The 13,889-nt window shown below is 63.8% G+C and carries 8 protein-coding genes; 6 read left to right on the top strand and 2 right to left on the bottom strand.

The genetic code is table 11. The features are described from left to right. Positions 1 to 12: 12 nt before the first annotated feature. Together ACFWO3_RS00860 and ACFWO3_RS00855 are read right to left on the bottom strand one after the other, a co-directional pair. Positions 13 to 561, bottom strand: a complete 549-nt coding sequence (locus ACFWO3_RS00860; RefSeq protein ID WP_378572728.1) for an ester cyclase — start codon at positions 559 to 561, stop codon at positions 13 to 15. Between the two features lie 11 nt (positions 562 to 572). Beyond that, entirely contained in the window at positions 573 to 1,484 is a 912-nt protein-coding gene (locus ACFWO3_RS00855; RefSeq protein WP_378572726.1) for a diiron oxygenase, read from the bottom strand. Positions 1,485 to 1,776: 292 nt separating this feature from the next. On the opposite strand from ACFWO3_RS00855, the gene ACFWO3_RS00850 reads away from it, so the two are divergent. Genes ACFWO3_RS00850 through ACFWO3_RS00825 form a run of 6 tightly spaced genes read left to right on the top strand, consistent with a single transcriptional unit; the run spans position 1,777 to position 13,886 of the window. Then, positions 1,777 to 2,172: a DUF4873 domain-containing protein gene (locus tag ACFWO3_RS00850; RefSeq protein ID WP_378572724.1), complete on the top strand. Its 396-nt coding sequence runs from the start codon at positions 1,777 to 1,779 to the stop codon at positions 2,170 to 2,172. Positions 2,173 to 2,190: 18 nt separating this feature from the next. Next, positions 2,191 to 4,359 carry an MMPL family transporter gene (locus tag ACFWO3_RS00845; protein WP_378572722.1) on the top strand — a complete coding sequence of 723 codons (2,169 nt, stop codon included), beginning with the start codon at positions 2,191 to 2,193 and terminating at the stop codon, positions 4,357 to 4,359. Positions 4,360 to 4,401: 42 nt separating this feature from the next. After that, on the top strand, positions 4,402 to 10,821 hold the full coding sequence (locus tag ACFWO3_RS00840; RefSeq protein ID WP_378572720.1) for an SDR family NAD(P)-dependent oxidoreductase: 6,420 nt from the start codon (positions 4,402 to 4,404) through the stop codon (positions 10,819 to 10,821). Position 10,822: 1 nt separating this feature from the next. Further along, positions 10,823 to 12,175, top strand: a complete 1,353-nt coding sequence (locus ACFWO3_RS00835) for an aminotransferase class I/II-fold pyridoxal phosphate-dependent enzyme (protein WP_378572718.1) — start codon at positions 10,823 to 10,825, stop codon at positions 12,173 to 12,175. Between the two features lie 22 nt (positions 12,176 to 12,197). Next, complete coding sequence (locus ACFWO3_RS00830; RefSeq protein ID WP_378572716.1) at positions 12,198 to 13,202, top strand: 3-oxoacyl-ACP synthase III family protein; 1,005 nt, start codon at positions 12,198 to 12,200, stop codon at positions 13,200 to 13,202. 30 nt (positions 13,203 to 13,232) lie between these two features. Next, positions 13,233 to 13,886, top strand: coding sequence for a GNAT family N-acetyltransferase (locus ACFWO3_RS00825; protein ID WP_378572714.1), 654 nt, complete (start codon positions 13,233 to 13,235; stop codon positions 13,884 to 13,886). The last annotated feature ends 3 nt before the right edge of the window (positions 13,887 to 13,889 follow it).

The raw sequence follows: 13,889 nt of genomic DNA, 5'->3' as shown, positions 1-13,889 counted from the left end.
CAGAAGCTCCGACTACCTACCGAGGAGCCCGAACAGCTTCTTGCTGCCGTTCATCTTGGCCATCATGCGCTCGGTCTTGCTGTGCATCGGCGGCATCACCCCCAGCTGCCGCTGCAAGTCCGCCATGTCCCACCCGATCCACACCTTCGCGACCCGAGAACCGACGTACTCCTGCACGTCGAAGCCACGAACGTCGATGGACTTGCCGGTAGGCGCCAACCCGGGCGGCTCGATGGTGCCCGAATGCGTGGCCGTCATCCGCCACGTGAACGAAGCCCTGCGGTTGCCGGGGTCCGTCATCACCGCCCCCTCGAGTTCGAACCGGACGTCCGGGAAACCCGCCAGCATGTGCTCGACGAATACCCGGGCTTCCTCATGGGTGCGCATTACCGTGGGCCACCCGTTGTCCGTGTATTCGCAGTCCGGCATCATCAGATCGAGCACGTTCTGCGAATCACCCGAGTTCCACGCGGCCAACCAGGCCTGCGCGAACCGAGTCGCGAAGTCGGGGTCGTTCTCGCTCAGCCCTGTCGATTCCTTCTGCTGTTCCGTGTTCACCATGTTCGTCTCCCCTAGATCAGGTCGTCGGGCAGGCCCTTGCTCATCCGCCACAGTTTCTTGGTGAGGAATCCCTCGTACATTCCGACATCCACGAAGAACCGGGCCATCGGCTCACAGAAGTATTGGAGGTTCGCCTTGTAGTGAGGCCCCCTCCGAGCCGCGATGAATCCACGCAGCGGATTGATCCCCACGGACCGGTATATCGACGGGTGCACGAGATTGGGAAAGACCCCGAATGCCTGCAGAGCCAAGAAGAAGCGGTGCGGAGCTCGCCGAATCCTGCCACGCGACTCCATACCGCGACGGACCTCGTCGCGCGCGAAGGCGATGTGTCGCGCCTCCTCCATGACGTGCAAACGCATCACCTGACGCACATGGGGCTGGATGGTCGGATCATTCATCGCCTCGCGCTGCGCTCGGTCGAGAATCTCCTCGACGAGCATGACGGAGCCGTACGCGAACGGTCCGAGCGGGACGAACGAGATGAAGCGGAACATATACAGCAGAAACTTCGGCTGACGGTAGGGTTCCACGCCCATCTTGCACAGGAGTTGCGCGAACATCGTGGAGTGACGGGCTTCCTCCCCCGTCTCGGTTAGCGCGTACTGCGAGCGCTTTCCGATCAGATCGCCCTCCGTGACGCTCCGGAGGAACATCATGCCGACCCAGCACTCGGCATAGATCGCGTAGCTAAGGATGCTGGCCAGTTCTTGCTTCCCCAGTTCGATCCTCTGCTCAGGAGTGAGCTTGTCCCACAATTTCGTGCCGTACAACGATTGCCTGTGTTCTGGGAGCCACGCCTTCCCATCCTCGAGCGGCGCATCCCAATCCATGTCCACTTCGGGATCGAAGAACTTCTCCGCCGAGGATTTCAGAAGTCGCGACGCAACCCTGTCTCGCTTCTCGCCGTCAGTTACCGTCACGAAAACTCCCCTCACGTAATGACTTTGATCGATCGACACAGTTGACGGGGCCGATTCCCGCGAATTACCTCCCAGCCCGGGGAAAGTGTCAGCGACACCGCAACCCTTGTCAAGGATTCGACGAGCTCGACCGACGAGTCCACCCAAAAGCTGGACAGGTGTCGCATCCCCCACTAGCGTTCACCCGGAGTGACCGGAGCCACAAGCCTGGTTCATCGATCGCGTTCGAATCCAAATCGGCCTTCTTCGAACACTATTCAAGATTCAACGACGCGACATGGGGGAAGGTGCATTGAGCACTCACGAAGAGACGCCCGATCACCACGAGGGTGGGTACAAAGGCACCGCAACGATCGAATTCGATTGCTTCACAACAGAAGTGGAGATCGTCCTACATGGACACCCCGAGCCGATCGACGGCGTGTATCGGTGGTACGGACGCGCTGCGAAGAGCGCTCGACTGTCGGAGCACCTGAAGGGCGCAAAAGCCGCTGCCAAGATTCACACACCGTCCGGCTCTGCACCGGCCACCGTTGGTGACCCCGACGTCTGGGACCGGTATCGCATCTTCGGCAGAAGCCGCCCGCCGTACCGACTGCCCGACCCGAACAGTCCCGGAGAGTGGAGCGCTCCGGCAGATCTGTACTCCGACACAACCATTGAATTCGGGGACAACACTCTCCCCTGATCACCTCGAAAGGAAAACATGGGCGGATGGGGATCGTTCGTGGTCTCCCGTCGCCGAACAGTGCTGGTCGTCGTCCTGGTGGCGGTGTTCCTGAGCGGACTGTTCGGTCTCGGCGTGTTCGACAGACTGAGCCTCGGGGGTTACAACGACCCGAACAGCCAGTCCGCCGAAGTGGACCGATTGATGACGGAGTCCGTCGGCCGTGATTCGGCCGACCTCACAATCACCTTCCGGCCGACCGACGGCCGATCCATCGACGAGGTCGAGGGCGTCGTCTCCGAGCGCCTCGCGCAGATCGACGACGACTGGCTCGCCGGCCCCCCACTCACGTACTGGACCGCGCCGGCATTCACCCAGCAGGCACTACGCTCCGCGGACGGAAGCACTGCGCTCGCAGCATTTTCCCTGTTCGGCAACGAGAACGATCGGCTCCACTTGGTGCCTCGCATCCAGGAACTCCTGCAGTTCGACGGAATCGAGACCCAGTACGGCGGGTACAGCGTCATCGAGGATGCTTACAACCAACAGTCGAAACGTGACCTCGTCATGGCCGAATCGATGTCGTTTCCGCTGCTGATGATCCTGCTGCTCGTGTTCTTCGGTGGGCTCGTCGCGGCCTCCATGCCTTTGGTGATCGGCGGGCTCTCGGCGCTCGGCGCACTCGCCTGGCTGCACGTGCTCTCCTACTTCACCGAGGTCAGCTCTTTCGCGGTGAACATCGCCACCCTCATCGGTCTCGGTATGGCGGTGGACTACAGCTTGTTCATCGTCAGTCGTTTCCGGGAGGAAGTGCGTGCCGGCCACGACACCAGGTCTGCGGTGGAACGGACGGTCGCGACAGCAGGGCGCACCATTCGATACTCCTCACTCCTGCTCATCTGCGGATTCCTCGGATTGCTTGCATTCCCACAAGCTTTCGTCCGTTCGTTCGGATACGGAGGGATCGGCGCCGTCGCCGTTGCCGCAACGATCTCCATGACCGCCCTTCCCGCCGCGCTGGCGATACTCGGTCCGCGCATCGATGCGTGGAGTTGGCGTCCGGGAAGCCTTCGGCGGGGCGAGGAACGGTCGTTCAGATTCTGGACGCGTGTCGCTAGTCGATCCATGCGCCGACCAGTGGTCACGGTGACGCTCATTCTGGGTGCACTCGCCTTCGTGAGCGTTCCCGCGCTCGGAACACAGCTCGGTGATCTCAGCGTCGACGGGCTACCTGCCGACAACCCGGCTCGCGTCGTCGTCGAAGAAACCCAGAAGGACTTTCCGCTCGCCAACAACGGGGCCACGATTCTCGTGCGTGCCACCGACGGGGGTACACCGTCCCCCAGCGAAGGCGCCGCGGTCGCCGATGCAGCCAACGGTGTAGACGGAGTGGCGGCAGCGTTCGTCACCAACACCACCCCCGAATTCACCGTGGTGAAAGCGATTTTCGACAGCCCGGATCGATCCGAATCGGCATACGGGACCGTCGAAGGCCTGCGCGATCTGAGTACACCCGAGGGCACCGAACTCCTTCTCGGCGGTATCACCGCCCTCTCTGCAGACGGGCTCGACTCCATCGCCGGGGCGATCCCGGTGATGATCGCGATCATGGTCTTGGCGACCCTCGTCATCCTGTTCGCGGCCTTCCGGTCGGTAGTGCTGCCGTTCAAGGCCGTGTTCATGGCGACCGTGAGTTTGTCCGCAACGTTCGGAATCCTCACATGGCTGTTCCAACACGGGCACGGATCGGGAATTTTCGGTGTGGACGCAGGGCCGTTGCTCGCCACGATGGTGATCGTCATCCTCGCCTTGATATTCGGACTGTCCACCGACTACGAGATCTTCCTCATGTCGCGGATGCTGGAGGCGAAGGAACGCGGCGCCTCCAACGAGGCCGCGATCCTCGAAGGCGCCGGTCGAACCGGCCGCATCATCACGGCTGCGGCTCTCTTGCTGCTGGTCGTCACCGGAGCCTTTGCAATATCCGACCTTTCGATGATGCGGTTCGTCGGAATCGGAATGATCATCGCTCTCGTCATCGACGCCACCGTCGTCCGGATGGCACTGGTGCCAGCACTCATGAAGTTGATGGGCAACGCCAACTGGTGGGGGCCCGCCGCATTCGCACGCAAACGGCCACCGCTCACCGGGATCGGACCGCAGCAGGCGGAACCCGACTCGTCGAAGCATTCGCTTCCCACTCATTGATCCACAACACCTGTCAGACAAGAGATAGCGGAGGGGACGTACATGGTTGAGGTTGCAATTGTCGGTATCGGATGCCGCTTCCCGGGAGGAATCGACGACCCTGCGAGCTTCTGGCAGTTCCTCATGGACAAGGGCGACGGAATCGTCGAGGTCCCCGAGGACCGTTGGAGTCTCGAGAAGTTCTACGACCCCGACCCGGATGCGCCCGGTCGCATGTACACGAAGAAGGGCGGGTTCCTGACACAGTCGCTGTGGGACTTCGACCCAGAGTTCTTCGGCATCTCGCCGCGTGAAGCCTCGATCATGGACCCTCAGCAGCGACTGCTGCTCGAAGTCGCCTGGGAAGCACTCGACGATGCCGGTATGGCTGCGCGCGTCGGGGGACGCAGCGTCGGTGTGTACGTAGGCGGATTCACCAACGACTCGGCGTACGCGCGGGTGGCTGCATCGGCTCGGGCCTCGATCAACCTGCACACCCCGACCAGCTCGTCATTCACTCTGCTGTCGAACCGCATCTCCTACGCCCTGGATCTGCAGGGGCCCAGCATGACGATCGACACGGCTTGTTCCTCTTCGCTCGTTGCGTTCCACGAGGCGACGCAGGCAATTGCCCGAGGCGAGTGTGAGGTCGCCCTCGTCGGCGGTGTCAATGCGATGATCCAGCCGGAAACCTTCATCTCCATGTGCAAGGGGCGCTTCCTCGCCGTGGACGGACGAAGCAAGACCTTCGATGCCGCGGCCGACGGCTACGGCCGCGGCGAAGGTGCGGGCATGGTGTTGCTGAAGCCACTCGACGCTGCACGTGCCGACGGTGACCGCATCTATGCGGTGGTCCGCGGAACCGGGTCCAACCAGGACGGTCGCACTCTCGCCATCCCGGTTCCCAACCCCGTTTCGCAACAACACCTCGCCGAGCGGGTTTCCGCAGAAGCAGGCATTGCCCCACACGAAGTTTCGTACGTAGAGGCACACGGCACCGGTACGTCGGTGGGCGATCCGCTCGAGCTCTCCGCACTCGGCAACGCGTACGGAGCGGTGGAGGGCCGACGCGACCCTCTCGTCGTCGGCTCCATCAAGGCCTCGATCGGGCATACCGAAGCCGCCGCCGGTGTCGCCAGCGTCATCAAGGCAGCACTGACGCTGCACCACCGCACGGTCGCTCCGCAGGGTTGGCTGGACACTCTGAATCCGGAGATTCCGTTCGACGACCTGAACCTTCGCGTACCGACCGAACCGGAGCCTCTCACCCTGAACGGCCAGCGGGCCGCTGTTGCTGTGAACGGATTCGGATACGGTGGCACGAATGCCCACGTGCTCATGACGGAAGCACCGGAGCCGACGGTGGTCGTCGAACACGAGAAGCCCGTCGTGTCGCTGTTCCCGCTGTCGGCACGTAACGACGCGGCTGCCCGCGATCTGGCAACCCGCACCGCCGATGCACTTGCGTCGTGCTCCCCGGACGAGTTCGGGTCCTTCGTCACCGCCGCATGGTCCCGTCGCGCACACCACCCCGCTCGTATCGCGTTCCCTTTCACCGACAGGGACGATCTCGTTGCCCAACTTGCCGAGTTCGCCGAAGGAGCCGGAAGCGCGACCACCCGGGCGCTCCCCGACGGAGCGGCAAGACCGGTCTTCGTCTTCAGCGGCATGGGGCCACAGTGGTGGGCGATGGGTCGACAGCTCCTGAACGCCGAAGGAGCGTTCGCCGATGAAGCACGCCGCATCGACGCCGAGTTCGTGAAAATCACGGGTTGGTCGATCATCGAGGAGCTACTGCGCGAGGAAGACGAGTCGCGTATCCCGCGTACCGAATTCGCGCAACCCGCAAACTTCCTCGTCCAGGCCGCGCTCGTCGCCGAACTCGCCTCCGTCGGAGTGCACCCGCACACGGTGCTCGGACACAGCGTCGGCGAGGTCACGGCAGCGTACGTCTCGGGTGCATTGTCGTTGCACGACGCTCTTCTCGTCAGCTTCCACCGCTCTCGGCTGCAGGCGACGACCGCGGGAACGGGCGGGATGCTCGCCGTCGGGCTGTCCGCCGAGGACGCCGCAACCTGGCTGGACGGTGACCCGGACGGCGCATCCATTTCGATCGCAGCCGTCAACAGCCCCTCCGCGACGACGCTGGCCGGAGACGACGAGACGATCGCCCGCTGGCAGGAACGCTTCACGGAAGCAGGGATTTTCGCGCGAACGCTGAAGGTGGAGGTGCCTTACCACAGTCACTTGATGAACCCGATTCTCGACGAAATTCGCGAATCCTTGGCATCGCTCGTACCCCGAACTCCCACTCTGCCCCTGTTCTCGACGGTCACCGGAGAGGAAGTCGCCGAGGTTTCGTGGGGGCCGCAGTACTGGTGCGACAACGTTCGCGAGCCCGTTCGTTTCGCCGATACCGTTGCCGCCGTCGTCGGTCGTGGCCACCGACTCTTCCTCGAGATCGGTCCACACCCCGTGCTGGGCGGCAACATCCGCGAGATCCTGGTCCGGGCCGGAGAGAACGGCACCTCGATCGGCACCCTCGTGCGCGGTGAAGACGACCGGGCGTCGATGCTTCGCGCGCTGGGCAACCTGTACGCCCATGGCGCCCTCGATTCTTCGCGCGCACCGGGGTTGTCGAGCATTTCCACCCCGCATGTGCCCCTGCCGGCGTACCCGTGGCAGCGGACCAGGCTCTGGACCGAGGACCAAGCCATCACGAAGGACCGCCTGGGCGTCGCGGGCACGTTCTCGATGCTCGGAGAACGGACGGACTCCGCTGCCGACGAATGGGAAGTTCAGCTCTCTGCCACCAGGTTCCCGTGGCTGCCCGATCACGTCGTCAACGGTCGCGTGGTTCTGCCCGGCGCGGCCTACCTCGATGCGGCACTGAGCGCCGCGTGCGCTCGCACCGGAAACGAAACGTTGTCCCTCGAATCCGTCGAGTTCGTCGTACCATTGGTCCTGGACGAGCACGACATCCCCGTCGTGCGGTTGTCGGTGGAGGAATCGACCCGACGTGTCACGATCAGATCCAGGCAGGCGACCTCCACCAACTGGACGGTGCACGCCACCGGCCGCCTTCGCCAGGGCGCGCTCGATCCGGTCATGGCAGAGCCTGTCGACACGGAGGGCTTCACGAGGATCGCCGGCACCGACCTGTATGCCGGACTGTCGGCTGCGGGACTCTCTTACGGTTCTGCCTTCCAGGGAATCGAATCGGCCGAGGTCGGCGACGGAATCGTGGTGGCGGACATCGACTCCGCCATCGCCTCCGCCGGAAATCACCTGGCGCACCCGGCGGTGGTGGACACTGCCCTGCAGTGCGTGGCTGCCCTCATCGCATCCGGTTCGGCCGGCGCGGGCGCCACGGTCCCGTCGAGTGTCGACTCGATCAGGCGGTACCGCCCGCTCGCGGCGGCCTCCCGCGTCGTCGTGCGCAGGCGAACGATATCTCCGTTCACCGCGGACATCTCGATCTCCGACCGCTCCGGCAACGTGTCGGTGGACATGGCCGGCGTCGAGTTCCGGCCGATCTCGCCTTCGGCACCCCTGCATTCGCAGCTGGATCCAATCTTCTACGAGCCCGAGTGGGAACTCAGGGACAACCGCAGATCGACAGCACCTGTCTCGGGCGAATTCGCTCTCGTCGTCGCGTTGGGATCAGAAACGTCACGCAACGCACAGCACATCGCCGACGCACATCCGAATTCCATCATCACGAACATCGTCGAACCCGTCACCGAAGACGTCGCCGAACATCTCGGCGCACTCATCGCCGAGGGGTTGAACACGGCAGAAACCGCACGCGTGGTCGTCGTTGCAGGTACTGAGTTCGACGCGGTACAGAACGTTCACGCCATCGTGGAGGTCGCCAAGGCCATCAGTCTCGTCATCCACGCAGAGGACGAGACCGCGTCGGCCGCCGAGCGGCAGCGCACCGTCAGCGCGGTGATCGTCGCCGAGCGCGGATTCTGTCTTCCCAGCGACGTCGACGGAGCCGCCCCCGCACACTCCGCGCTCACCGGAGCTCGCAGGTCCCTACGCAACGAGCAGCCGCAGGCACAATGGCGTTTCGTCGACACCGATTCCGATACCGGCGCCGCGGAACTCACAGCCGAGGTATTCGGAGACGGCAGCGAAGTCGAGGACGTCGCCGACGAAGTGTGCCTGCGACAGGGCGCGCGGTGGGTACTGCGGGTACGTCGCACTCTCGCCGATCATCTCGGGGTCAGGCAACAAGCGGCGGTCATGACCGATCCCGAGAAGTCGTTCACCCTCGAAGTCCCGAAATCGAAGCTCATCTCGGACGTCGGATTGCGCACTGTCGAACGCGTGGCTCCCAAGGCCGGTCAGATCGAGATCGAAATGAAGACAGTGGGTCTCAACTACAAGGACCCCCTGAAGATCATGGGCCTACTCACCGAGAAGGACCTTGCCGGAACTTACTTCGACACCTTTGCCGGTATGGAGGGGGCCGGCGTCGTCACCCGCGTGGGCGACGGGGTGGACCACTTGTCCCCTGGTGACCTGGTAGCGGTCTGTGCGCGCAACATGATCAGCCGCTACCTCACCATCGACGCCGACGAAGGGGCCACGATGCTCGCGGCACCCAACACGGTCCCGGATCACTGCAGTTCCACGCTTCCCTTCATGACTTCGGAGATCGGGCTGCTGCGCCTGGCACGACTCGAGGCGAGCGAGACCGTTCTCGTCCACGGCGCCGCAGGTGGTGTCGGTCTCGCCGCGATCCAGGTCGCGAAGCGCTACGGCGCCACGGTGATCGCCACGGCAGGAACCGACGACCGCCGCCGCCAGGTTCTCGAAGCCGGTGCCGATCATGCGCTCAACTCTCGCTCCCTCAATTTCGTCGAAGAGGTTCTCGCCCTGACCGACGGCGAGGGCGTCGACGTGGTACTCAACTCGGCTCCGGGCGAGATCGTTCAGCAGAACTTCAGGGTGGCAGCGGAGTTCGCACGTATCGTCGAGATCGGCAAAGCCGACATCTACGGCGGCGGAGTCCTCGAGTTGAAGCCCTTCGACCGCAACTTGTCCTACTTCGCGGTGGACGTCGACCGAATGCTCGCCAAACGACCCGAGGTCGTGCGGTCGGTCATGCGTGGTGTCAACGCAGCACTCGGCGACGGGACCTACACGAACCTGCCGTTCGAGAAGTTCTCACTGGCCGACCTGGACAAGGCATTCGAAGCTGTTGTCCGTGCTTCACGGAACGGCCGAGTGGTACTCGCCCTCGACGACCCCGAGCCACCTGTCCTGCCCGCTATCCCCACGGTGGCAGTCGACCCCGAGGGTTCGTATCTCGTCACCGGTGGTTTCGGGGCCTTCGGACTCGCCACTGCCCGTTGGCTGGTCGCCGAAGGTGCCAAGCACCTCATCCTGGTCGGACGCAGCGGCGCCTCCACCCACCAGGCCAAGGCGCAGGTGGACGAATTCGTCTCCGCAGGCGTCGAGGTGATCACGGAACGGGTCGACGTGTCCGACTACGCGCAGGTGCGAGACGCTGTCACGCGGGCCCAGACCAGCGGACATCCGCTACGCGGTGTGTTCCACACTGCCGGCGTCGTCAACAACCTTCCGGTCCACCAGGTCACCCTCGAGTCTCTCGAGGAGGTGTTCGCCCCCAAGGTCCAGGGCGCACTCAACCTCGACAGGGCTGTGGAAGAACTCGGAGCCGATCTCTCACTGTTCGTCCTGTTCTCCTCGGTCAGCGCACTGACCGGCGGCGCGCCCCAGCTCGCGTACTCGGCAGCGAACTCCGTGCTCGATGCGCTCGCGTGGACGCGGCGTTCACAGGGCAAGCCTGGCTTGACGATCAGCTGGGGGTCCATGGCAGGCGGTGGCATGGCCGAAGCGACCGAGGAGGTCGTTCGGTTCCTCGCCCTGCTGGGATTCACGCCCATCGACATGGATGCCGCCACGCTCTACATGCGTGAGTGCCTGGCACTGGGCATTCCGCACGTGGCTGTAATGGACGTCGACTGGAAACAGTGGACATTGACCAACCACCCGAGCGCGACCAATCCTCGCTTCTCCGAACACGTCGAAGCAGCGGGTGAAGGCGCTTCCGGTGCCTCTGCCCTGCAGGCCGAGATCCTCGCTCTCCCCGAGGAACAGCGAGGCGAGGTCGTGACCTACATCCTTGCCGAGCAACTCGCTGTGGTGATGGGTGTGCCCGCCGAGTCCGTGGACGTCGTCACGCCACTCCCCGATCTCGGCATGGACTCGCTCATGGCTGTCGAGTTCGCGGCGCGTGCCGGCAAGACCCTCGGAATGGACATCTCGGCGCTCGAGATGGGCCGTGGACTCGGACTGTCCGACGTCGGCACGAAAATGGCAGCTCACTTGGCCAGCCAGGGTCCTCGATCCGATGCGGGCAGCACGCTTGCGCCGGCCACGACCGCAGGCGCCCCAGCCACAGAGAAGCCAGTCGACGCGGGTGAACTCGCCGGGGCGGTGGAGTGACATGACCACCGACGCCAGAGACATCGCCCGCCAGATGCTTGCCCGTGCTGCGGGCTCGGCGCCTGCAGCACGGGCCGAGCCCGCACCGTCCACTACGCCGGCGCCGGCAGTACGCGGCGCAGGCAAGCCTGCGGCAGGGCAGGACTTCGACCCCACTTTCAGCACGCATCCCGGTGTGGTCGAAGCAGAATCCACATTCGGGAATCTGGACTCCGTCTTCTCGGCGGTCGACCTTCCCAATCCGTTCTACCTTCCCCACCAGGACACGAACGGACCCACCGTCCGCTACTTCGACGAAGACATCCCGAACTTCGGAAGTTTCAGTTATCTGGGCATGGCGGTGGAACCGCGGGTTCGGGAGGCAGCGAAAGCCGCCATCGACACCTACGGCACCTCGGTGTCCGCAGCCCGCATCGTCTCCGGTGAGATCCCGCTGTACTACGACATCGAATCCCACCTCGCGCGGTTGTACGACGTCGACGACGCGATCGTCACCGCGAGTGGTTACCTCACCAACGCGGCCACGGTCGGCTTCCTGCTGAGCAACAGTGACCTCGCCGTGTGCGACTCACTCGTGCACAGCAGCGTCCTGTCCGGGACGCAGTGGGCGGGCTGCCGCCGGCTGAATTTCCGGCACAACGACCCGGCGTCCTTGGACGCCATCCTGTCGATGTCGCGTGGCAGCTTCGGCAGGGCAATGGTGATCATCGAAGGTCACTACAGCATGGACGGCGACATTGCCCGGCTACCCGAGATCATCGAGGTGGCTCGCAAACACCGATGCTCGATCATGATCGACGAAGCTCATTCCTTCGGTGTTCTCGGCGAAACCGGCAAGGGTGTGCGCGAACTGTTCGACCTTCCCGGAGACGCTGTCGACGTGTGGATGGGAACCCTCTCGAAGGCCATGGGCAGTGTGGGCGGCTTCGTCGCCGGCAGTCACGAACTCGTCCAGGCCTTCAAGTACACGGCGCCGGGTCTCAGTCTCTACGCCACCGGGCCCGCGCCGTCGGCCGTTGCCGCGGCACTCGAATCGTTGCGCATCCTCGACGAGGAGCCACAACGCGTCGCCGCCCTCCGCAACAACGGGGCGACACTGAGTCGCCTCGCGCGAGAAGCGGGGTTCGACACCGGAATCTCGGAAGGCACACCGATCGTTCCGATCATTCTGGGCAGCAAGGCAATCACCTGCTCGGCGAAGATGCTGCAAGCCGGCATCAACGTCAACGCCATCGTCTACCCCTCGGTACCCGAGGGAGAAGAGCGACTGCGCTTCTTCGTGAACACAGCGCACACGACCGAACAACTCGAGCACACCATCGACACACTCCGCACAGTCGTCGCAGAAGTCTGAGCCACCACGAAAGGCCTGGAACATGACACAGATCGGATCGAGCACAACACGAACTGCCACGGTGTCGTACTTCAACGAGGCAGTGCCCGACACGGTCGTCAGCAACGCCGACCTCTGTGCCGTCCTCGACACTTCGAACGAATGGATCGTGACCAACACGGGTATCGAGAATCGGCGCTACCTCGAGGAGGGATTGGCAGCGTCGGACCTTGCCGCCGAAGCGGCCCGAAAGTCCCTCGACGAAGCCGGTATCGATGCGCGCGACCTCGACGCAATCGTCATTTCCACCGGTACCCCCGACCAGCCCTTTCCGTCGTGCGCAGTCATGGTCAAGGAGAAGATCGGGGCAACCCGTGCACTCCCCCTCGATCTGACCCAGGCCGCGTGCTCCGGTGGTCTCATGGCGATGGAACTGGCCTCGAGCATGGTGAGCTGCGACCGCTACACGACGGTATTGGTGATCGCGGTCGAAGTTCTCTCGCGCCAAACAGATCCCACCGACCGGACAATCCGCGTGTTCTTCGGTGACGCGGCAGGCGCGGCAATCGTCACCCGAGACGCCGAGCCCGGACGCGGCATCGTCTCCTCGGTGATCGATTCGGAACTCGACATGTCCGTCGGCATCAGGGGCGGTGGTTCGGCGCGACCACTCACTCACGAGACGCTGGACGCGGGCGAACATCTCATCCACATGAACGGTCGACGCGTCATGGAGATGGCCACCAAGAAGCTCCCCGAGGCGATCACCGACGCGGTCCGCGAAGCCGGGCTGGAGATCGACGACGTGGACAACTTCATCTTTCACCAGGCAAACATCAACATCATCCATGCGGCGCTCGACTCCTTGGGAGTCGACAGGTCCAAGGCTCCCATCAGTCTGGATCGGCTGGGAAACACCGGATCGGCAAGCATATTCACCGCGCTCGCACAACTACGCCGTGCCGGTGGATTGACCCGGGGTGAAACCACGGTCATCGCGACCATCGGCGCCGGATTCATCTGGGGCGCACTGGTCGTCAGACACTGATACCCCACATCGATCAGCGAAGGAGTCCAGGTGTCGAACCAAGTGGACGTTGAGATTCGTCCAGCAGGGCGCAGCGATATTCCCGCGATGGCAGCAGTGCTCGGTCGCGCCTTCCTCGAGGACGACCCCGTCGGCGAGTACCTGTTTCCCGACGGGCGCACCCGCCACACACGGCAGGTGCGCATGATGTCGATCCTCATCCGTCGGCGATTCATTCCGCAGAACGGCGCGGAGGTCGCGGTCGTCGACGGCACCGTGGTGGGAGTGTGCCTGTGGAACACCCACCCGGCGCGGCGAACCCCGTGGCACAACTTCGTTTCCGGGCCGCAATTGATGTGGGCCATGCGATCACGGGTCTTCGCCGGGATGTCACTCGACTCCACTTTCGCAAAGATCACTCCCGGTGTTCCCCACATTTTCGGTGTGTATCTCGGTTGCGATCCGCATCTGCAGAAACGTGGGGTCGGCGAAGCGCTCGTTCGGTCATTTCTCGGCAAGGCGGACTCCATGTCGCTGCCCGTCATCGGGGTCTGCAAGAACGAGAACGTCCCGTTCTACGAAATGTTCGGGTGCGGACTACTCGGCCGTGCCAAGATCGGCCGGGGCGGACCCGAGGAAAACGTGATGATCAAGCTTCCCGCGGCAGCTCGCGCCGCAACGGAGAAGGCCCGTATCGCCAGCTGATAC

This window comes from Rhodococcus sp. NPDC058521 (genome assembly GCF_042719695.1).
GTDB lineage: Bacteria > Actinomycetota > Actinomycetes > Mycobacteriales > Mycobacteriaceae > Rhodococcus_F.
Note: the sequence above shows the minus strand (reverse complement) of the source record. Positions and strands in the feature narration are given on the sequence as shown.

Excerpts from the sequence above, each read along its gene's own strand:
- ACFWO3_RS00860 (WP_378572728.1), bottom strand. The coding sequence starts at position 561 with ATGGTGAACACGGAACAGCAGAAGGAATCGACAGGGCTGAGCGAGAAC.
- ACFWO3_RS00830 (WP_378572716.1), top strand. The coding sequence starts at position 12,198 with ATGACACAGATCGGATCGAGCACAACACGAACTGCCACGGTGTCGTAC.
- ACFWO3_RS00845 (WP_378572722.1), top strand. The coding sequence starts at position 2,191 with ATGGGCGGATGGGGATCGTTCGTGGTCTCCCGTCGCCGAACAGTGCTG.
- ACFWO3_RS00840 (WP_378572720.1), top strand. The coding sequence starts at position 4,402 with ATGGTTGAGGTTGCAATTGTCGGTATCGGATGCCGCTTCCCGGGAGGA.
- ACFWO3_RS00835 (WP_378572718.1), top strand. The coding sequence starts at position 10,823 with ATGACCACCGACGCCAGAGACATCGCCCGCCAGATGCTTGCCCGTGCT.